Here is a 21,286-nt window from a genome sequence, read left to right as displayed (position 1 = left end):
CTGTTTCTCCCCCGCGTTCCTATGACTGCTTCTCCCCTATCTCTGACGATCGCTACCTCCGAAAAGTTCGATGTGCCCTTACCTGCTTGGTTAAAAGAGTACTTATACGAGCCAGAAAAGTTGGTGGGCGTCACCGAGGGCGATCGCCAGTTAATTTGTGATGCCTTTCGTTTTGCCCATGCCCTCCACGAAGGCCAAACCCGCAAATCAGGAGAGCCCTACATTGCCCACCCAGTTGCTGTGGCCGGATTGTTACGAGATTTAGGCGGCAATAGCGCCATGATTGCGGCTGGTTTTTTACATGATGTGGTGGAAGATACTGAGGTTACCCCTGAGGAGATTGAAGAACGCTTTGGCGACGAAACCCGCAAGTTGGTTGAGGGGGTTACAAAACTTACCAAATTCACCTTTTCTAGCAAGACAGAACACCAGGCCGAGAACTTCCGGCGGATGTTTTTGTCCATGGCCGAAGATATCCGCGTCATCGTGGTGAAACTGGCCGATCGCCTCCACAACATGCGCACCCTCGAACACCTACGCCTCGACAAACAAGAGCGTATTGCCTTAGAAACCCGCGAAATTTTTGCTCCCCTCGCCAATCGTCTGGGGATTTGGCGTTTTAAATGGGAACTTGAAGATCTCTGTTTCAAGTACTTAGAGCGCGACGCCTACCGCGACATGCAGAGTCACATCTCAGAAAAACGTACCGAACGGGAGGCCCGGGTGGAAGAGGCGATCGCCCTCGTGCGGGAACGACTGCGTAATCTAGGGCTCCATGTGTGGGAAATCAAAGGCCGCCCCAAACATCTTTACAGCATCTATGGCAAGATGCAGCGCCAAAACAAAGAATTTGACGAAATTTTTGACATCGCTGGAATCCGCATCATCGTTGAAACCAATGATGAATGTTACCGCGCCCTAGCCGTCATTCACGACGCCTTTAAGCCAATCCCTGGCCGTTTTAAAGACTACATTGGCCTCCCAAAACCGAACCGCTATCAATCTCTCCATACCACCGTTGTTGGCCTCAACGGACGCCCCCTCGAAGTGCAAATCCGCACCATGGAGATGCACCACATCGCTGAATATGGGATCGCGGCCCACTGGAAATACAAAGAAACGGGCCATTCTGCCGCGAGCTTTACCTCCGATGACGAAAAATTTACTTGGCTCCGGCAGCTGATCGAGTGGCAGAGTGACCTGAAGGACGCCGAAGAATATATCGATAACCTCAAGGACAATCTCTTTGAGGATGATGTCTATGTTTTTACGCCCAACGGAGATGTCGTCGCCCTGGCCAAGGGAGCGACGTCCATTGATTTTGCCTACCGCATCCACACTGAGGTGGGAAATCACATGAAGGGAGCACGGATCAATGGCCGCTGGTCAGTGCTAGAAACAAAACTAAAAAATGGTGACATCGTTGAAATCATCACCCAGAAGAACGCCCACCCAAGTCTAGACTGGCTGAACTATGTGGTTACTCCCAGTGCTAAAAATCGTATCCGTCAATGGTATAAGCGATCGCACCGGGACGAAAATCTGGCTCGGGGTCGTAGCCTCCTGGAAAAAGAACTAGGAAAAACCGGTCTCGATTCAATCCTCAAGTCCGAAGCGATGCAGCAGGTGGCCCAAAAATGCAATTACCAAAATACTGAAGATCTCCTGGCTGCCCTTGGTTATGGAGAAATGACCCTCAACCATGTGGTCAACCGCTGGCGAGATCAAGTGCGGGTCCAGGAAGAAGGTCATCTCCCCCAGCTAGAAACCGAAGCGTCCCTGAATACAGCAACAAAACCCAGCAAAACCACTAGCAATAAAGATAGCCACAAATATCCGATCGCCGGGATCGAAGGATTAGTTTATACGATCGCCAACTGTTGCGCTCCCCTGCCGGGAGAGCCGATTATCGGCATCGTCACCCGTAGCCACAAGGGAATTTCGATTCACCACCGTAGTTGCGCCAATGTGCAAAACTTTGATGGCGATCGTCTGTTACCCGTCAGTTGGAACCCCAGCCTTGACCAGAAACATGCCCCCGTTTACCCTGTCGATTTGCGCATCGAAGTGATTGATCGCGTAGGTGTCCTACGAGATATCCTCTCGCGCCTCAGTGACCAACAGATCAACGTCCGTAGTACCCATGTAAAAACAGGCCACGGCCAACCAGCAGTTATCTCTCTGCGGATCGAAATTCGCAATGCCCAACAGTTGGCCCACAGCATTAATCAGATTAAAAATATGAGCGATACGATTAACGTGCGTCGAGTTACCCAAATTGAACAAGAATCTATCAGCGGATAATAAATCTCAAAAGATGTAGACAAAAGTCATCCACATTCTATGAAAAATCTGAGGGAAGCCTGGGAACGATTAAAATAACAATATGGCCCCTTGTTTTCCGCAAACTTTATGACTGCTGAGTCCAGCTCAAAGCAGCTCGATCAACCACTCATTCTAATCATCGATGATGATCCGATCTCCCGTCGTCTCATTCGATTTTGGATGGAAAAAGAAGGTTATGCGGTGGCCGAAGCGGTTAACGGTCAAGAAGGATTAGCTGTTTTTCAAAAAACCATGCCCGATATTATTTTGCTGGATTTTATGATGCCAGTAATGGATGGTTTGGAGTTTTGTGAAGCTTTTCGGCATTTAGAGACAGTTCCCAAACAAACTTCTCTTGAAAATGAGAACCTAGAGTCGACAGAAGCTCCCCAGAGTAGACTTTCTTACCAACAAGAATTGGTCGCTTATCAACAGGCAGAAGATCTGTTGGGCAAAATTGCCCGCACCCCTATTTTGATGATCACAGCCCGGGAAGATGATGAATCAGTAACCCAAGCATTTGAGGCCGGGGCGACAGACTTTATTACGAAGCCAATCCACTGGGCAATTTTGCGACAACGGGTGCGCCATCTCATTTATCAGGCAAAATTGTACCAACGTCTTGAGGCAACTAATGTCCAGTTACAACGCTTAGCGGCCCTTGATCCTCTGACGCAACTGGCGAATCGGCGGGTTTTTGATTTGGTACTAGAGCGGCAATGGCGCTTGATGCTCCGCAAGCAAATTCCCCTCTCGATTATTTTTATCGATGTGGACTTTTTTAAAAACTATAATGACACCTATGGTCACCAGGCGGGAGACCATTGTTTGTTTGAAGTAGCCCAGGCGATCGCCTCCCAGGTGCAACGGCCGACAGATCTGGTGGCCCGCTACGGCGGCGAAGAAATGATCGTGATTTTACCGGATACTGCCAGTGAAGGTGCCCAGTGTTTAGGGGAGCGGATTATTGAGCAGGTACGGAGCCTAGGGATTCCCCATCGTACTTCTTTGGCATCCCCTGTGGTGACGGTGAGCTTAGGGGTTGCCTCGGCGGAGCCGGGCTTCGCCTCGACCCCCGAAAAGTTTGTGGAGATCGCCGACCAAGCCCTGTACGAAGCCAAAGCCCAGGGGCGCAATCAAATGGTTGCTAAGGTGTTGGGGGCGGGTTGACCACCTGATAAATGGCAGAATAATCCGTATCGGCTAAATTCTGGGCGATCGCCTGCTCGATAATTTTTTGGACACCATTGAGCCCTGCGGTATTGAGGCCAGCCGTTGCGGCAGCTTGTAAGAAAAGATGGGTATCTTTGAGCAGATGTTTGGTCGGAAAGTTGGGGTTGGCAAAGTGGCGATCGCTCATCCGTGACAACTTTTTATCGAAAGTGGGGGCATAGAGGGCACTGGCGCGCAAAATATTCATAAATTTCTCGAGCTCAACCCCTTCTCGCTGAATCAAGCCTAGACTTAAAGAAAATGCTGCAGTTAAACTGGCAATCAGTTGATTTAGCGCTAGTTTGAGAGCTGCTGCACTCCCCACTGGGCCGATGTATTGCGGATCTTTTCCCAGAATTTGAAAAATCGGTAAACAAGCTTGAAATAGTTTTTCTTCACCGCCGACCATTACCAATAATGTGCCTTGTTTTGCCTCAGGGATACTCCCAAGCACGGGGGCTTCTAGGTATTGACCCCGACGTCGTTGAATTTCCGCGGCGATCGCCTTACTCTCTTCCGGGGCGATCGTACCCATCTGAATCACAATTTTGTCAGCGAAGCTAATGCCTGCATCAGACAAAAGCACCTCCCGAATTGCTTTCCCATCACTGAGGCTCAGAATTAGATAGTCATTATTTAGAATCGCTTCTTGGGGGCTGCTTGTCACCGTTAATCCTTTATCTGCTAAGCCCTCTAGCTTCTCTGGTGTCCTGTTATAGGCAACTATAGACCAATAATTTTCTTGGGCTAACTTTTGGGCGATCGGTCTTCCCATTAAACCCATTCCAAATACACTAATTTTCATCCAATTATCCTGTTGTTTACTTTTCCCAATAAACCACAAAAAAACCTCCCTTAAGGGAGGTGGCCATGGACCAGACGGAGAGTGTCCCTCCTTGAAAAGTTTAGAGGAGAATTAATCTTGAGAGAAATAGCTAGGGAAGTGTAAAAAAAGAAAGCTCCGCCTTTGGGTGGAGCTTTCTTTTTTTAAAGTGTAGAAGCTAATCAGTTAAATTCAGATTAACTGAATCTTAGAAAGTGAAAGTTGTGCGGAGAGTACCGATAACTGCACTTTCTTCACCCAATACACCCTGGGCAGAGTCTTTCAACCAGATTACACCGGGAGTGATAGAGATACCATCAGTTAGCTGATACTTGTAGAACCCTTCAACTTGAACGGGAGTGTTACCAATTTCACCAACATAGGGAGGAGCACCGGCAAAGAGACCAAGAACGTTACCCTCTTTACCAAAGTCATTAAAGGCAACCCCAAGACCATAGCTCCAGATTTCCGCTTCTTCTGGGCCAACAGCAGACTTAGCATCTGTATACATCCCATAGGCAGCTAAGGAGATTGTATCGGAGAGGTCGAGCTTTCCTTGGAGACCAAAGCTATTGCTTTCGGTAGCGTCGAGACCAACAGGCGCGTTAGCAAAAACTGTGCCATTTACAGCACTACCACCACCAAAGTCAAAGATAGGGGTGTTGTTGTGGTAAGCGTTGACGTAGGTGAAGCCTAACTCAGCACGTTCGCCAATGTTGAAGGCGAGCTGGGCAAGAGCGCTATATTCACCATTAAACAGACCTGCTTTGGAAGCGGGATTAGAAGCATCCTCTGCCAAATAGCCCAAAGAAATGTCAACGGGTCCCAAAGGTGCATTAATACCAAGACCAGAGCCACCACCAATAGTGTAGATGGGGCTAGAAGCAGCAAGTTGAGTTAAAGAACCGCTGCCGCCGGTGAAGTCTTCGAGGCCAGTAGCACCGAAAGTTGTGCTGGTGTAGTCACTGTGGAGACCACCGAAAGCAGCGGCATAGGCGTTGATTCTGCCAACAGGGAAGTAGTAAGCCAACCAATCGACAACAACATCGTTACCGTTATCGAGGTTGAAGGTTTGGAAGCCAACACCACTGCCAAAATCACTCTCACTACCAGGAGGAATCGCACCAGTAGTGGGAGAAAAGGAAGAAGAGTTACCAGCAGTCAGGCGGGTGATTAAGGTGTCACGACCGGTGAAGCTAGTTTCTAGGGTTAGACGCACACGATCTGAGAAAGTGGTCTGCGTTCTGTCGTCATCCACACCATCAAGGGCACTTGTATCACCAAAGCTGTCAGTGATTGCAAAAACAACTTCACCATTTAGCTTAGTGGTGGTGGAAAACTGGTTATCTTCGAGGAACTCAACACGACCATCAAGATCATCAACACGAGCACCAAGAGTAGCTAGCTCAGCCTCGAATTCGTTGAGCAAACGACGAAGAGCAGCGAGATCTTCTTGAGTAACACCACCACCATCGCCAATCATCCGCTCAATCTGTTGCAAACAAGCATTCAGACCAGCAGCGAATTCATAACGGCTGAGGGGACGAGTACCACGGAAGGTACCGTCGGGATAACCAACGATACAGTTGTAGTTCTCAACAAGATTACGGAGTGCGTCGAAAGCCCAGTCAGAAGGGGAAACGTCGCTGAGTTGGAAAACACTGTTAACCTGAGCGATGTCGCTTTGGCTGTAGGTGTTGATTTGATTAAGAATTTCAGAATTGCTTTGCGCTTGGGCGGTGCCAGCAGCGGCAACAGAGACGCCAACAGCAGCAGATGCAATGGATAAAGATTTCCAGAGAGATGCTTTCATTTGTTTTTCCTCACACATATGAGCAGATCATCGAAAGTTAAGATCATGCTCTATGCCATTAATATTACCGCAAGATTTTTGAATTGGGTGGTGATGGGCATAAGGAATTTTTGATGATTTCTTTACCAAATCATTAGGTGAGAGACCACTAGGTAACGTACACCAATGAAGCCAGCCAAGCTTGAGGTATGTCAGTCTAGGACGCTTATATCTGGTTGAAAGTTTCCGCGAGGTCAAAATCTTTTTCTGTCAAGCCGCCAGCATCGTGGCTAGTGAGATTAACAATGACCTTGCCATAGGAAATTTCAAGGTCAGGGTGATGGTCAGCGGTTTCGGCAGGGACAACCAGTTGGTTGACGAAGGCAACAGCTTCCACAAAATTTTTGAACTTAAAGATTCGCTGAATTTTGTTGTCAACTTTTGACCAGTCGGGGAGTTGCTTGAGTCGGGCTTGAATTTCGTGATCGTTGAGTAGATGGGCCATGGACTGAAATACTCCTTAAAAAAACTATCCGCCCTTGCGTGGGTTACCTAACAAGATAACGGAGCTAGGGCGGTCTAGTCGGGTCTCTTTAGTTAAAATCTGACTGCCGGAAGGAACTCCGACTCTCTTAACTTACTCACAAGAGTAAGCAAAATTTTAGAGAACAGCCCCGGCACACAGCCGATTCACTTTAACTGTGAGACCCATGTTGTTACTACTGTCATTCATGGGCATCACCTCCTATTCTCCGGCAGGTTTTATCCGGTAGAACTCCTTTATGCTGGCATAAGCATTTTGAAAATTCAAGGCTAACTCCCTATTGTCACTTCCTAAATAGGTTTAGTCTTTCTCTTGTTCCCCCTTGGGAGAGAATATTTAGGTATCGCCGCCGACGACAACGTCGCGGATACGCAGAGAGGGGCCACCGCAGCCCACTGGTAGACCGCTTTGGCCGCCTTTACCGCAGCCACCAGATTCGTCCCAATAAAAATCGTCTGCGATCGCCTCAATATTTTTTAGGGTTTTGAATACGTTGCCGGAGAGGGTCACATCCTTGACGGGTTCAGCGATTTTGCCATTTCGGATCATCCAGGCTTCCCCGGCGCTAAAGGTAAACATTTCGCCGTTGGTCATGCCGCCGAGCCAATTTTTTGCATAGACCCCTTCTTTGATATCAGTGGGTAAATCAGCCACGGGAGTTGTGCCTCGCTCGATCCAGGTGTTGGTCATGCGGACGATTGGCGAATAGTGATAGTTCAGACAGCGAGCATTGCCGGTGGGTTTTTCGTCCAGTTTGCCCGCTGTCTCCCGGGAATGAAGGCGGCCCACCAGGCGACCATCCTTGATCAACTGCGTTGTGGTGGCGGGAACCCCTTCATCGTCGTATAGATAACTACCCCGATGACCCTCTGGGGCGGCCCCATCAAAAATCTGGAGATCTTCGCCGCCGAATTGTCGGCCCATGCTCATGGTTTCGAGCAGATCAGGGTTTTCGTAGGCCATGTCTGCTTCGGAGAGGTGGCCGAAGGCTTCATGGACAAATAGCCCAGTCAAAATCGGGTCGATGACAACGGTATAGGTTCCCCCCTTAACGGTGGGTAAAGTGAGAGAATCTGTGGCGCGCTGGGCAGCACCTTGTACTTGGGCATCGAGATTTTCTAAATCTTCATAGGCTTTGCGAGAACCCGTTGTTTCCCGCCCCGTTTGTACCGTGTCACCGTCCCGGGCAGTGGCGGAAAAGCGCATTTCCATGTCTGTCCAGGACTGTTCGATCAAGGTTCCCTCGGAGGTGGCGAGGATTATATGTTGGGTGCTGTCCCCGTAGCTGACGCGGGTACTGGTGATTTTGTTGTCATAGCTAAGGAGTACCTCGCTGTAGCGATCGCATAACTCCTTTTTGCGCTCCAGGGAAATCTGCCGGGGATCTGTCCCTGTAAAAGGTAGACTGCACACTGCTTGGATCGGCTCAACGGGGGCTAATAGAGTTTCATCATCGCCGATTAAAATTGCGGCGGCGATCGCCTCCTCGATCCGCAGCTTGAGCTGTTCGAGATTATTGAACGCCGCAAAGCCCCAACCGCCTTTATGACAAGCCCGCACCTGCCCCCCCAGGGATGTACTTTCGCTGAGGGTTTCAATTTTATTTGACCGCAACAGAATACTGCTCCCTTCCGCCTGCTCTAGCCGGATTGCCAAAAAATCCACCTGATTTTTGTAGCGTTGAATCAGATCCGTTAATTGATTTTTGTATGCCGCCAAAAGCTCTGCCATCGACTTCTCTTTCCCGCTTGAAATACCCTAATTGTAGGCAGTCTGGGCCCAGAAATTCCAAGCGTTAGGCGATCGCCCGTAATCAGACCCTAGGCGATCGCCAACATATTCTTATACAAACTGTAAACGATTGTTAAGAAAATGTGTGTTAACCTTGACTAAAGGACGAATTTTATATCTCACGGAGCAATCTGTATGCCTTATACCCTCGACGCAGCAAGAAATATCTTTCCCAGCACCCTCGCTGCCGACGTTGTGCCCGCCACCAGCGCGCGCTTTAGTCAGCTGAGTGCCGAAGATCAACTCGCGCTGATCTGGTTTGCTTACCTCGAAATGGGCAAATCAATCACCATTGCTGCTCCTGGTGCCGCCAATATGCAGTTTGCCGAGTCTACCCTCGCGCAAATCAAACAGCTTTCGTTCAAAGACCAAGCTCAGGTGATGTGCGATCTAGCAAACCGCATCGACACGCCGATCAACCGCACCTATGCCACCTGGTCTGTCAACATTAAGCTTGGCTTCTGGTATCGTCTCGGCCAATGGATGGAAGAAGGTACCGTCGCCCCGATCCCTGCTGGCTATAAGTTGTCTGCCAACGCTTCTGCAGTTTTAGATACCATCCGGAGCCTTGAGCCTGGCCAACAGATCACCGTTCTGAGAAACTCAGTCGTGGACATGGGTTTTGATTCCAGCAAGATGGAAGGTTACAAGCGGGTCGCTGAGCCGGTTGTTGTCCCCACAGAAATCGCCCAGCGCGAAAAAGTTGAGATTGAAGGCGTTGATAACCCGACGATCACCCAGTACATGACCAACCTCAATGCCAATGACTTCTCAGCACTGATTGCGCTGTTTGCTGAAGATGGTGCGCTCCAGCCGCCTTTCCAGCGGCCCATTGTCGGGAAAGAAGCTGTTTTGCGCTTCTTCCAAGAGGAATGCCAAAACCTGAAGTTGAACCCCAAAAAAGGGATTGTTGAACCGACCGATGATGGTTACACCCAAATTAAGGTGACAGGGACTTGTCAAACCCCTTGGTTTGGTGCGGAAGTGGGCATGAATGTTGCCTGGCGCTTCTTGCTTAATCCCGATGGCAAAATTTTCTTTGTTGCCGTGGATCTTCTGGCCTCTGCGAAGGAACTCCTCAACCTTGTGCGCAAATAATTTGATAACCACAAATAGTATGAATCGGAGAGACTCTACTCGGTAATTTACGATTCATCTAGTTAAACGTCCCTAGGGGGCGTTTTTTTGTCAGGATAGACGGGTTGGAGGCAAAATTTTGAGATTGAGTTGGCGCGATGAAAGGCTGGGGTTACTGTGGGCGATCGCCATTTTTGCCGCTTGGCTGGGGAGTGCCATTTACTATTTAAGTCAGCCACTAACGGCACTTTCCTGGGTCGGAATTGCAGCTGGCATTGGGCTCAGAACTTTTTTCCACACGGGTCTATTTATCTTGGCCCACGATGCCATGCATGGTAATTTATGGCCCAGTTCGCCCCGTTGGAACCATCGCCTCGGCCGTTGGAGCGTCCGCCTATATGCTTGTTTGTCCTATCGAGACTGTATTCGCAATCACGTCAAGCACCATCACCAGCCAGCTCAACCCGGGGATCCAGATTTCCATAATGGGCATCACGCCGATCCCCTGCGGTGGTATTGGCATTTTATGGGGAAATATTTATCCTGGGGTCAACTTTGGGGGTTCGTGGGAATTTTTGGGGCGATCGCCTTCCCGTTACATCTGATAGGCCAGGTATCCTACGAAAATTTTTCTCTCTTTTATCTACTGCCGATTTTTTTCAGCTCCCTACAACTTTTTGTGTTTGGCACCTATCTCCCCCACCGCGATCGCCCCTTGCCGAGAAAACCAGGGCCAAAAAACGCAATATTACGGCAGATGTGGTCATTTTTTAGCTGCTATCACTTTGGCGTTTTCCATGCAGAGCACCATCGTCAGCCCCAGCAACCCTGGTTCCGATTACCCAGGTGCCGCAACTCTTAACAAAACTGTAATAAAACGCTTAAAGCCCTATTACTGTTGATTTTGCAAGGTTTAGAAGGGTAGGCGATCGCCCCAAAATCATAAAATTATGAGAATTGGCCCAAGTCTTTCGACACATAACTTATTATAATCAAGCCCATTAGCTTAACCTGTCCCTTTACAAAACCATGTTAACGATGCCTACTGTCAATACCCAATGGTCACTGCAAGAAGAAGCGATCGCCAAGACAGCATTTGATTTGTCTTATCGTCGAGAGATTGCAGCGGTGATGGCAGAGGCAAAACGACAGGCAGACGAAGCCCAAGAACCAGCGGATCTCTGGCAACTCAATGATTTCTTGAGTGCTCGCCGTCATTACCTAGATGGCAAATATGATTTCAGTCCAGAGAGCCTTGTCTTTACCTTCGCCCAATTGATTAAAGAAGGTTGGCTTGAACTTCAAGAATTAGACGGTATTAGCGCCGAGAAACTCTCGAAAATTCGCATTCTTACCCTCATGTAATGTTTAGATTGGCGCACTGCGACGGGGAATTTCGTAGCTGAAAAAATCCTTCGCCATGATCATAATTTAGGAAAATCGCCCAAGCAGATAATGGAGGCTAAATTTTCTAGCCTAAATCTCTAGCCAGCTAAACAGTTCTGAGGCGGACAGCTGCCAGTCTTCTAGGCCTGTCATCATGGGTAAGGGGACGCTCTTTTCTTCGGAAATCGGCTCTGCAAAATGGATGCTAGGTAACTGCCCCTGGCATAACACAGTTACCGACCGGTCATTGGGGTTGATCAGCCAACCAATTTCCGTGCCTTGACCCAAGCAGAAAATAATTTTTTCCATGACCAAAGTTGAAGACTGATCCGGGGAAAGAATTTCGATCACCCAGTCAGGATACTGCCAAAAGTCATCGGCGATCGCCCCGTTGTCGTCCCTTGGTAACCGTTCCCAACGGGTAACTGCAATATCAGGCACAAGCGATCGCCCCCCAAAAGTGCAGCGCAGCTCTGGAATCGCATAGGCCAGTTTTTGGACCTTTGTGCGTTGGTTAATCGCTGCGGTGAGTTCAAATTGCAGCGTGCCATGTTTTCCTTTGGGCATGGGTTTTTGGGTAACGACACCGTGGCTAAATTCCCGAGCTGGTTTAGTTTCTGGCTGTTGCAGAAAATCCTCCAGGGAAAGTACAGCAGTAGGCTGAGAGTCAGTGGCGATCGCCATGGGAAAAGCTCCAAAATGATGGTGGAACAATCAGGACTTTTTCTCGAAATTTATCCTTCTAAACTAACACTGCACTGCGGCGGGGAATTTCGTAGCTGAAAAAATCCTTCGCCATGATCGTATTCGGAAAAATTGCCCGGGCCTCCGCGAGCAGATCGTCCAAGGTCAAAGCATTACCCGGCATATAGCGGGGGCTAAAGTGGGTCATGATCAACTGCTTTACCTGGGCTAAAAGGGCAACCTGGGCTGCCATCGTCGAGGTGGAATGGAGGCGATCAAAGGCCATTTCCGCATCTTGGTGGGCGAAGGTTGCTTCATGGATCAGCACATCGGCGTCCTGGGCCAGTTCCACCGCCGCATCACAGAAAACAGTATCTGTGCAGTAGACAAATTTACGACCGATTTCCGGTTGGCCGCACAGTTCTGCACCATTAATTTTGCGACCATCGTCGAGGGTGACGACTTTCCCTTGTTTCAGCTCTCCATAAACAGGGCCAGGAGGAATGCCCAACTTTTGCGCCTTTGCCAGGTTAAATCGGCCGGGGCGATCTTTTTCGACAACACGATAGCCAAAGGCCGGTACCCGATGTTTCAGAGCCAGACAATACACTTGAAATTCTTTGTCTTCAAAAATCAAACCGGGCTTGGCTAAATGCACCCGCAGACGATCGCCAATACGCATATAGGAATACTTTTCGCAGGCTCGCAGGTATGCTTCTAAACCGGGCGGCCCGTAGATTTCTAACGGGTGACCCGTCCCCGCGAGGCCCATACTCGCGATCAGCCCCATCAGCCCAAAAATATGATCGCCGTGCATGTGGGTGATGAAAATGCGGCTAATCTGAGACGAACGGATCTCACTGCGCAGGAGCTGATGTTGCGTTCCTTCCCCACAGTCAAACAGCCAAGCCTCCGCCCGTTGGGGCAGTCGCAGCGCCACGCTCGACACATTCCGCGCCCGGGTCGGCACCCCAGAACTGGTTCCTAAAAATGTAATTTCCATGGAGGCGATCGCCAATGATTGGCCCTAGTACAAAAAAGATAGAAGTGCCTCCCGGGGGAAACACTTCTAGGGGGTCTATTTATTTTAGCTACCCAAGCTGGGCAGAAAAATCTTTAGTAGAGTTCTTCCTCTTTGTGAGTTTCGATGGTGACATCAGATTGAGGATAAGCAATACAGGTCAGAACATAACCCGCTTCAATTTGATCATCATCAAGGAAAGACTGCTCAGACTGATCAACAGTACCGGAAACGATCTTACCAGCACAGGTGGAGCAAGCACCGGCACGGCAGGATGCAGGAAGGTCATAACCAGCATCACCGGCGGAGTCTAGAATGTATTCATCATCGGGAGCGTCGTAGGATACTTCGCCGTCGGGAGTGATGAGTGTAACCTTATATGTAGCCATTAGTGTTTCCTCTGGTGTAACAGGGTGTTTACAAGGATTTCATTCAGCTATCCTGGGGTGTGCTTGCGCTTGAGTCACCCAGGCGATGCCTTGTGAAATTAAAGGATCATTTTCTGATGATAAGGGAAAACAAAAGCGAAGCAATGTCGCATTAGGAATGAAGTTAGTCCATAAACTTTACATAAGCCTACGTTATATTTTTGAAAGACCTAAAAATCAAGGCAATAGATGAATCTCTATGGCTTACAAGGCCTAATAATCCGATGGCTTAAGTCATGAAATACGGTTATCTTCCTTTGTCATTATTCCCAAAAGCTGCATCAGGAATACTTATGCGATCGCCTTTGAATCGCCCATTTAGTAAAGATCTTCTTCCTTATGGGTTTCGATCACACAGTTGGAAGTGGGATAAGCAATGCAGGTGAGCACATAGCCCGCTTCCACCTGTTCGGGGGTAAGGAAATTTTGGTCGCTCTGGTCAACGGTGCCAGAAACCATTTTTCCGGCACAGCTCGAACAAGCCCCAGCCCGGCAAGAGTAAGGAATGTCGATGCCTTGATTTTCAGCTTCGTCTAGGATGTACATGTCATCGGGAACGCTGATGGTGTATTCTCCATCGGGGGTTTTGAGGGTAACGTCGTAACTTGCCATTGCGCTAATCTAATTGAGCAACTAGGGTTTTCATTCCCCATTAAACCCGTTTGGGGGCCTGGGGAAAATACCTCACTGGTGGTGAGGGGGGCATCGAGGTTTTTTGGCTAAAGTCATGAAAAAATTTCAAGTGGGCATTGTGGGGACGGGCTATGCGGCCCAGCGACGGGCAGAGGCGTTTTTAAAAGATGGCCGGGCTGAGGTAAAGGCGATCGCCGGACAACATCAAGCCGCCCGAGAGCAGTTCGCCGCCAAATATCACCTGGAGGCGATCGCCCGTTGGGAAGATTTAGTCCAGCGGGATGATTTGGATTTAGTCATTGTCTGCACGATTAACCGTCTCCATGGGACGATCGCCCGCGCCGCTTTGGAATCGGGGAAACATGTGGTGGTGGAATATCCCCTGGCTTTAGATCCCGCTGAGGCAGCAGCCCTAATCCAGTTGGCTAAAGAGAAGCAGCTTTTACTCCATGTGGAACATATCGAGCTATTGGGGGGACTGCACCAAACGGTCCGGCGCATCCTACCGCAGTTGGGAACCCTCACCTATGGGCACTATTTCACCCTTGCACCCAAGGCAAAAACCCTACCCCACTGGACTTATAACCATGCCGACTATGGCTTTCCGTTTGTGGCAGCCCTGTCGCGGGTGAGTCGGCTGGTTGATTTATTCGGCCCTGTGACAACGGTGACAGGCAGCGCGAATTTTGTCCCCGCTGATTTATCTGGCTATTACCAAAACTGTCTTTGTACGGCGCAACTAACTTTTGAAACGGGCGCGATCGCCCACCTCACCTATGGCAAAGGCAGTTTAATTCCCGCAGGCGATCGCCGTCTGAGTCTCTATGGAGAAAAAGGCACATTAGAATTTATCGGCAACCAAGGCACCTTGACCCTGGGAGAAACCCAAACGCCCCTTGATGCCGGTAGTCGGCGCGGTGTTTTTCTGCAAGATACGGTGGCCGTACTGGACTATCTCAGTGAAGGAAAACCTCTTTATATTCAGCCAGAAACCAGTTTGTATGCCCTGCACATTGCGACCCAAATTCAACAGACGGCGATGGCAGTAGATATGGAATCCTAAAATTCAATGCGACCCGTTCTGAGCAGTTGATAGCCAGATACCATGGAAAGAAACGAGATAAATACTTCCCAGAAACTGGTGGGGCGGAGGACGGCGCGGCCGCCTGCAATGATTAATACAATAGATGCCCCGATCAAAATCCAACCAAAAATCCGGCTTTCTTTCGGGAGCGTAAAAAGGGAAACTAAACCACCAGTTAAGGTAAACACGGCAACATCAGCTTTTATGCCACGCAGCCAAGAATATCCATAGCCGCCGGTTGTGAAGAAAATATTTTTACCGAGAAAATAGATTCCCAAGAGAATGAGACCCAGACCCAGCACCTTACCGAGAACTTTCATTATTATTTTTGCCTAACAACTCTTTAGTGTAGCGGAGGTCTCTATGATCCATGTCATTTATTCGGCGCAGTTTCTCGGCCATGACACGGGTCGTGGTCATCCCGAAAGCCCCCGTCGACTGGAAGCAATTACTGCCGCTCTTAAGGCAGTCCCCTGGGCTAAACAAATCATCTGGCATGAACCAACGGCGATCGCCCGACGGAATCCGCTCCCCTGGGTGCATCAATGTCATGGGGAATACTATCTACGGCAAATCCAAAAATTAGCCGAATCCGGTGGCGGCCATTGGGATCTCGATACTCTCGTTTCACCGAAAAGTTTTGCGATCGCCTTGTTAGCTGTCAATGCTTGTTTGGATGGCGTCGATCTCGCTTGCAAAACCCAGGAGCCGGTATTTGCCCTGGTGCGGCCTCCCGGCCACCATGCCACTCGCACCACTGGGATGGGCTTTTGTCTATTGAGTAATGTGGCGATCGCTGCCCACTATGCCCTGACGCTGCCGGGAATGCAAAAAGTGGCGATCCTTGATTGGGATGTGCACCATGGCAATGGCACGGAATTTTTAGTGGAACAGAACCCAGCTATTTTTTACTGTTCACTCCATCAGGATCCAGCCTATCCCGGCACAGGTCAGGCCCATGACCAAGGTCAGCACCAAAACATTTTGAATATTCCCCTCCGGTCAGGCACCGGCGGTGATGTTTATGCCGAAAAATTTCAGCAGGTAATTTTGCCCCGTCTCAACAGTTTTCAGCCAGATCTGTTGATCGTCAGCGCCGGTTATGATGCCAATGCCAAAGATCCCTTGGCGAGCATGAATCTCCAGCCCAGGGACTATAGAACTTTTAGTGAATTTTGCCAGCAGTTGCATTGCCCGATTGTGTTTGCCCTCGAAGGCGGTTATCATCTGCAAGCCTTAGCTGATTCGGTGGTCGCAACCCTAGAACCCTTTGTTCAGTAGGGATGATGGATTTCGCCGAGTAAAACGGCAGATCTGGCCCCTGTAACTTTCGGTAGATTCCCGGGAAACTCGTTAACGCGCCAGTAAGCCAACACCGCGAAGGCGATCGCCTCTTTGGCATCGTGGTTTAGACCAAGGGCATCGGTGCTGTTGACGGGGATCCGATTCCCAAAGGCTAGCTGTAAACGCTGCCGCAGATAGCTATTGCGGCAACCGCCCCCACCCAAGAAAATTTCATCGGGCAGTTGGGGGAGAAATAACTCATAATTGCGCTGCACCGTTAGAGCGGTGAATTCGGTCAGACTGGCCAGCCAATCAGCTTCTGTTAACCGTAATTTCTGCGCATCTTGCCAACATTTTTCCAGGAAATCTACACCAAAATATTCCCGGCCCGTGGATTTTGGTGGCAGTTGCTCAATGAAGGGGTCTGTTAGCCACCGTTGAACTAAATCCAAATGGGGCGTGCCCTGAGAAGCCCAAATTCCATCTTGATCATAGGCTTGCTGCCCGGCAGTTAATTTTTGAATGGCTAAATCTAATAAAACATTTCCTGGGCCTGTATCCCAACCGATGACTCGGTTTTCCCAATCGGGTTGATTTTTTGGTGGTAGATAGGTGACATTGCCAATGCCCCCCAGATTTTGGATACAGCGGTGTTTTGTGGGGTGAGCTAAGAGATAAGCATCTACTTTCGGGACTAGGGGCGCTCCTTGTCCTCCGGCTGCGAGGTCTGCCCGCCGGAAGTTGCTGACAGTTCTAATACCCGTTTGTTGGGCGATCGCCTCACCGCGACCCAGTTGCCAGCTCAAGCCTAAATTATCTTGGGGGGGCCGGTGAAAGATGGTTTGGCCATGGGAGCCGATTAACGCTGCGGGGCCATAACGTTCCTGAAGTTGTAAGGCAGCGGCGGCAAAACTCTGGGCAATGTGATCATCTAAGGCAGCAAATTCAAGGGCGCTGAGGGGCGCACCGGCACAAACCGCGAGGATTTTTTGCCGCAGCTCGGCTTGATAGGGATAGGTGGCAAAACCGAGGAGTTCTACTTGTAAATGCTCTGGCTCCCCTTGAATGTCCACTAATGCCGCATCAATACCATCTACTGACGTGCCGCTCATTAGACCAATAACATGCATAGGATATCCCTCAATTTTGGTGATTTAGGCGATCGCCTTATGGGCAAATTATCTTCCATGATCGTTGTTGGCAAGGGTTTTGTCGCACTTCGGCATTGGCAATTTCCCAAAAGCCCGGTGGAGAATCAGTCACAATATAAGGAATTGTCTATGCTTTTCAAATTTATATTCTATGGCTGCTTCTTCTCGCCTGCGCCGACTGCTGGCCTATCTTAAACCCTATCAACGGGATGTTTGGTTCGGGATCGGGACTCTTGTACTCGTTAATGCTTTAGGGGTGTATATCCCCATTATCTTGAGCGATACCGTCGATTCATTGCAGACAGATGTTGGTTTAGTGCCCTTGACCCGCGCTGTACTGTTAATGCTGATCCTTGCCTCGGTAATGTGGGTGTTTCGGATGCTGTCCCGCATTGCGATTTTCGGCGTGGGTCGTCAGGTGGAATTTGATCTAAAGCAAAAAATTTTCCAGCATCTCCTTACCCTAGAGCCAGCCTATTTTGCTAACCAGTCTTCTGGAGATTTAATTAACCGGGCCACCAGCGATGTAGACAATGTGCGCCGTCTGTTGGGTTTTTCGGTGCTCAGTTTAGCGAATACGATTTTTGCCTATGGGCTGACGTTACCGGTGATGTTGTCGCTCCATGCCAAGCTCAGTGTGATGGCGATCGCCGTTTATCCAGCCATGCTATTAACGGTGCAGCTCTTTAGTGGGCGTCTGCGGGACGAACAGAAAGATGTGCAGGAAGAATTATCTGAACTCAGTCAGTTGATTCAAGAAGACATGAGCGGCATTTCTCTGATTAAAATCTATGCCCAGGAAACAAATGAACGCCAAGCATTCGATCACCGTAACCAAAAGCTCCTGAAAGCAAATCTCGGTCTGGCCTTCACTCGCAATCTGCTTTTCCCTGTGATCGAAGGGATTTCCTATATTAGTCTCCTCGTTTTACTGGCTTTTGGGACGAGGGCGATCGCCGCCGATGAACTCAGCGTTGGTAACTTTATTGCCTTAATTCTCTTGGTAGAACGATTGGTATTCCCCACAGCACTGCTGGGTTTCACTATTACCTCTTATCAGCGGGGGGAAGTGAGCATTGACCGGATCGAGGCAATTCTCGAAAATCAACCCCAAATTAAAGACAGCATTGCTGCCCAACCCCTAAATCTTGCCACCGTTAGAGGGGAACTCACGGCTCAAAACCTTTCTTTCACCTATCCCAGTGGCGATCGCCCAGCCTTAGATCACCTGAATTTCACTATCTATCCAGGGGAAACCATCGCAATCGTCGGCTCCATCGGTGCTGGGAAGTCAACCCTGGCCAATGCTTTTCCCCGGTTAATCGATATTGAACCCGGTCAGCTGTTCCTCGATGGCCAGGATATTACTGATCTACGCCTAGAGGATTTACGCCGGGCGATCGCCTACGTTCCTCAAGAGAGCTTCCTCTTCAGTAGCCAAATCCGCGACAACATCGCCTATGGTCTTCCGGGCAGCGATCAACCCGAAATCGAAGACTCTGCCAAACAAGCCCAGATTCACAGCGAAATTCTCAATTTTCCCAAGCAGTACAACACCATGGTTGGTGAACGGGGGATTACCCTTTCCGGCGGCCAACGCCAGCGCAGCTCCCTCGCCAGGGCCTTTATGATCGATGCCCCTGTGCTGATTCTGGATGATGCCCTTTCTAGTGTTGATAACAGAACTGCCACTGAGATTCTGGAATATCTTTCCCACGGCCCCCAGAAAAAAACCGTCATCTTTATCACCCACCAACTTTCTGCCGCCGCAAAAGGCGATCGTATCTTCGTGATGGATCACGGCAAAATTATCCAAACTGGCATCCATGAAGAACTTCTTACTCAACCTGGACTGTATAGAAAGCTTTGGGAGCAGAACCAACTCGCCGAAATTTTGAATTAAGCAATTCAATAAATGGCAGGGATATTGGTCTTCAAATCCTGGCTTGCAAAAACTGCAAAACAAACAAAGCCTCCATCGCTTACACAAAGCAGGAGGCTTTGAAGTAAATATAAAGAGCTTTCATAGAAAGTATTTATTTACTAGTTTGCTTCAAAATCTCCTAAAAAGAGCCTCAACTCAAGCCCACGCAGAGTTTTTTTTAAATCCCCCAAAGTCTTACCCCGCTTGTGTTCCAAGCATTTTCTTTATCAAGAAGGAAAAAACTTTTAAAAAAGGTGTTGACATCTCCAGGATGTCTGGTTAATATAGTTAAGCGCGGTTGAGAGAGACGCACTGAACCGCCGCCCCGAACCGAGACAAATAAATAGAATTTGAAAGTGACTATCCGCCCCCTTGTTTTAACAAGATTATAACAAGTGAGTCGGTTGAGATTGAAACAATCGATACCGAGGAGCTTAGTTAAGGATAAAGAGAGCCTTAAAAAAATATCTCTTAAAAAGGTGAATGAAAGTTCCTTAGGGAATGAGTAACGAATCTACTATGGAGAGTTTGATCCTGGCTCAGGATGAACGCTGGCGGTATGCCTAACACATGCAAGTCGAACGAAGTCTTCGGACTTAGTGGCGGACGGGTGAGTAACGCGTGAGAATCTGCCTTCAGGACGGGGACAACAGTTGGAAACGACTGCTAATACCCGATATGCCGAGAGGTGAAATCTTTTTTGGCCTGAAGATGAGCTCGCGTCTGATTAGCTAGTTGGTGGGGTAAGAGCCTACCAAGGCGACGATCAGTAGCTGGTCTGAGAGGATGAGCAGCCACACTGGGACTGAGACACGGCCCAGACTCCTACGGGAGGCAGCAGTGGGGAATTTTCCGCAATGGGCGAAAGCCTGACGGAGCAATACCGCGTGAGGGAGGAAGGTCTTTGGATTGTAAACCTCTTTTCTCAAGGAAGAACAAAATGACGGTACTTGAGGAATAAGCACCGGCTAACTCCGTGCCAGCAGCCGCGGTAATACGGAGGGTGCAAGCGTTATCCGGAATTATTGGGCGTAAAGAGTCCGTAGGTGGTTCAGCAAGTCTGCTGTCAAAGCCCGCAGCTTAACTGCGGAGAGGCGGTGGAAACTGTTGAACTAGAGTGCGGTAGGGGTAGAGGGAATTCCCAGTGTAGCGGTGAAATGCGTAGATATTGGGAAGAACACCGGTGGCGAAAGCGCTCTACTGGACCGTAACTGACACTGAGGGACGAAAGCCAAGGTAGCGAAAGGGATTAGATACCCCTGTAGTCTTGGCCGTAAACGATGGATACTAGGCGTTGTCTGTATCGACCCGGACAGTGCCGAAGCTAACGCGTTAAGTATCCCGCCTGGGGAGTACGCACGCAAGTGTGAAACTCAAAGGAATTGACGGGGGCCCGCACAAGCGGTGGAGTATGTGGTTTAATTCGATGCAACGCGAAGAACCTTACCAAGATTTGACATCCCATGAATCCTGCCGAGAGGCGGGAGTGCCTTCGGGAACATGGAGACAGGTGGTGCATGGCTGTCGTCAGCTCGTGTCGTGAGATGTTGGGTTAAGTCCCGCAACGAGCGCAACCCTCGTCCTTAGTTGCCAGCATTAAGTTGGGCACTCTAGGGAGACTGCCGGGGACAACTCGGAGGAAGGTGGGGATGACGTCAAGTCATCATGCCCCTTACATTTTGGGCTACACACGTACTACAATGGTCGGGACAAAGGGCAGCAACCCCGCGAGGGCAAGCGAATCTCATCAAACCCGGCCTCAGTTCAGATTGCAGGCTGCAACTCGCCTGCATGAAGGAGGAATCGCTAGTAATCGCAGGTCAGCATACTGCGGTGAATCCGTTCCCGGGCCTTGTACACACCGCCCGTCACACCATGGAAGCTGGCAATGCCCGAAGTCGTTACTCTAACCGTTCGCGGAGGAGGGCGCCGAAGGCAGTGCTAGTGACTGGGGTGAAGTCGTAACAAGGTAGCCGTACCGGAAGGTGTGGCTGGATCACCTCCTTTTAGGGAGACCTAACCTACTGAAGTTTGAAAGCAATCAGCAAATAGAACGCAGTAAGGTCATCTCGAAGGTCGTGCGAGGGGGAGAAACGGAAGTCACTTTCAAATTTAGGTTCGTGGAAA

At 49.5% G+C, this 21,286-nt stretch carries 18 protein-coding genes and 1 rRNA gene; 9 read left to right on the top strand and 10 right to left on the bottom strand.

Annotated features, from left to right (window positions below; translation table 11 throughout):
- Positions 1 to 21: 21 nt before the first annotated feature.
- Both ACZ45B_RS12810 and ACZ45B_RS12805 read left to right on the top strand, forming a co-directional pair.
- Positions 22 to 2,304: a RelA/SpoT family protein gene (locus ACZ45B_RS12810; RefSeq protein ID WP_024546808.1), complete on the top strand. Its 2,283-nt coding sequence runs from the start codon at positions 22 to 24 to the stop codon at positions 2,302 to 2,304.
- Between the two features lie 108 nt (positions 2,305 to 2,412).
- Complete coding sequence (locus ACZ45B_RS12805; protein WP_024546807.1) at positions 2,413 to 3,495, top strand: GGDEF domain-containing response regulator; 1,083 nt, start codon at positions 2,413 to 2,415, stop codon at positions 3,493 to 3,495.
- On the opposite strand, the gene ACZ45B_RS12800 is transcribed toward ACZ45B_RS12805, so the two are convergent.
- The 4 genes from ACZ45B_RS12800 to ACZ45B_RS12785 all read right to left on the bottom strand — a co-directional run bounded on the left by ACZ45B_RS12800 (position 3,473) and on the right by ACZ45B_RS12785 (position 8,427).
- Positions 3,473 to 4,342 (bottom strand): NAD(P)-dependent oxidoreductase, encoded by an 870-nt coding sequence (locus ACZ45B_RS12800; RefSeq protein WP_024546806.1) that lies wholly within the window; start codon positions 4,340 to 4,342, stop codon positions 3,473 to 3,475. The two genes, ACZ45B_RS12805 and ACZ45B_RS12800, sit on opposite strands and share 23 nt — an antisense overlap.
- A 226-nt stretch (positions 4,343 to 4,568) precedes the next feature.
- Positions 4,569 to 6,173, bottom strand: a complete 1,605-nt coding sequence (locus tag ACZ45B_RS12795; protein WP_024546805.1) for an iron uptake porin — start codon at positions 6,171 to 6,173, stop codon at positions 4,569 to 4,571.
- Positions 6,174 to 6,378: 205 nt separating this feature from the next.
- The gene (locus ACZ45B_RS12790; RefSeq protein WP_024546804.1) at positions 6,379 to 6,657 is read right to left on the bottom strand and encodes a 4a-hydroxytetrahydrobiopterin dehydratase; all 279 of its coding nucleotides are present in this window, start codon (positions 6,655 to 6,657) and stop codon (positions 6,379 to 6,381) included.
- A 375-nt stretch (positions 6,658 to 7,032) separates the two neighbouring features.
- Positions 7,033 to 8,427: a TldD/PmbA family protein gene (locus ACZ45B_RS12785; protein WP_024546803.1), complete on the bottom strand. Its 1,395-nt coding sequence runs from the start codon at positions 8,425 to 8,427 to the stop codon at positions 7,033 to 7,035.
- A gap of 195 nt (positions 8,428 to 8,622) precedes the next feature.
- On the opposite strand from ACZ45B_RS12785, the gene ACZ45B_RS12780 reads away from it, so the two are divergent.
- From ACZ45B_RS12780 to ACZ45B_RS12770, 3 genes are all read left to right on the top strand, one after another.
- Positions 8,623 to 9,585, top strand: a complete 963-nt coding sequence (locus ACZ45B_RS12780) for an orange carotenoid protein N-terminal domain-containing protein (RefSeq protein ID WP_024546802.1) — start codon at positions 8,623 to 8,625, stop codon at positions 9,583 to 9,585.
- A gap of 124 nt (positions 9,586 to 9,709) precedes the next feature.
- Positions 9,710 to 10,426: a fatty acid desaturase gene (locus ACZ45B_RS12775; RefSeq protein ID WP_024546801.1), complete on the top strand. Its 717-nt coding sequence runs from the start codon at positions 9,710 to 9,712 to the stop codon at positions 10,424 to 10,426.
- Between the two features lie 167 nt (positions 10,427 to 10,593).
- Positions 10,594 to 10,929: a hypothetical protein gene (locus ACZ45B_RS12770; protein ID WP_081699682.1), complete on the top strand. Its 336-nt coding sequence runs from the start codon at positions 10,594 to 10,596 to the stop codon at positions 10,927 to 10,929.
- A gap of 111 nt (positions 10,930 to 11,040) precedes the next feature.
- Here ACZ45B_RS12770 and ACZ45B_RS12765 read toward each other — a convergent pair whose 3' ends face one another.
- The 4 genes from ACZ45B_RS12765 to ACZ45B_RS12750 form a co-directional block, all read right to left on the bottom strand.
- Complete coding sequence (locus tag ACZ45B_RS12765) at positions 11,041 to 11,634, bottom strand: Uma2 family endonuclease (protein WP_024546799.1); 594 nt, start codon at positions 11,632 to 11,634, stop codon at positions 11,041 to 11,043.
- A gap of 58 nt (positions 11,635 to 11,692) precedes the next feature.
- Complete coding sequence (locus ACZ45B_RS12760; RefSeq protein WP_024546798.1) at positions 11,693 to 12,637, bottom strand: ribonuclease Z; 945 nt, start codon at positions 12,635 to 12,637, stop codon at positions 11,693 to 11,695.
- Positions 12,638 to 12,750: 113 nt separating this feature from the next.
- A complete protein-coding gene (petF1, locus tag ACZ45B_RS12755) occupies positions 12,751 to 13,044 on the bottom strand; it encodes a ferredoxin PetF1 (protein WP_024546797.1) in 294 nt (97 codons plus the stop codon).
- A gap of 357 nt (positions 13,045 to 13,401) precedes the next feature.
- Positions 13,402 to 13,695, bottom strand: coding sequence for a ferredoxin (locus ACZ45B_RS12750; protein ID WP_024546796.1), 294 nt, complete (start codon positions 13,693 to 13,695; stop codon positions 13,402 to 13,404).
- A gap of 115 nt (positions 13,696 to 13,810) precedes the next feature.
- Here ACZ45B_RS12750 and ACZ45B_RS12745 point away from each other — a divergent pair, with 115 nt between their 5' ends.
- The gene (locus ACZ45B_RS12745; RefSeq protein WP_024546795.1) at positions 13,811 to 14,779 is read left to right on the top strand and encodes a Gfo/Idh/MocA family protein; all 969 of its coding nucleotides are present in this window, start codon (positions 13,811 to 13,813) and stop codon (positions 14,777 to 14,779) included.
- Here ACZ45B_RS12745 and ACZ45B_RS12740 read toward each other — a convergent pair.
- The gene (locus ACZ45B_RS12740) at positions 14,776 to 15,120 is read right to left on the bottom strand and encodes a hypothetical protein (RefSeq protein ID WP_024546794.1); all 345 of its coding nucleotides are present in this window, start codon (positions 15,118 to 15,120) and stop codon (positions 14,776 to 14,778) included. The two genes, ACZ45B_RS12745 and ACZ45B_RS12740, sit on opposite strands and share 4 nt — an antisense overlap.
- 43 nt (positions 15,121 to 15,163) lie before the next feature.
- Between ACZ45B_RS12740 and ACZ45B_RS12735 the strand changes: the two genes are divergently transcribed.
- The gene (locus tag ACZ45B_RS12735) at positions 15,164 to 16,081 is read left to right on the top strand and encodes a histone deacetylase family protein (RefSeq protein ID WP_024546793.1); all 918 of its coding nucleotides are present in this window, start codon (positions 15,164 to 15,166) and stop codon (positions 16,079 to 16,081) included.
- On the opposite strand, the gene ACZ45B_RS12730 is transcribed toward ACZ45B_RS12735, so the two are convergent.
- A complete protein-coding gene (locus tag ACZ45B_RS12730; protein ID WP_024546792.1) occupies positions 16,075 to 17,214 on the bottom strand; it encodes an anhydro-N-acetylmuramic acid kinase in 1,140 nt (379 codons plus the stop codon). The two genes, ACZ45B_RS12735 and ACZ45B_RS12730, sit on opposite strands and share 7 nt — an antisense overlap.
- A 172-nt stretch (positions 17,215 to 17,386) precedes the next feature.
- Here ACZ45B_RS12730 and ACZ45B_RS12725 point away from each other — a divergent pair, with 172 nt between their 5' ends.
- Positions 17,387 to 19,138 (top strand): ABC transporter ATP-binding protein, encoded by a 1,752-nt coding sequence (locus ACZ45B_RS12725; RefSeq protein ID WP_024546791.1) that lies wholly within the window; start codon positions 17,387 to 17,389, stop codon positions 19,136 to 19,138.
- Positions 19,139 to 19,675: 537 nt separating this feature from the next.
- Positions 19,676 to 21,166, top strand: a 16S ribosomal RNA gene (locus ACZ45B_RS12720).
- Positions 21,167 to 21,286: the final 120 nt, after the last annotated feature.

The sequence above is a fragment of the Picosynechococcus sp. NKBG15041c genome (assembly GCF_055380235.1).
This window is presented reverse-complemented; position numbering and strand designations above follow the sequence as displayed.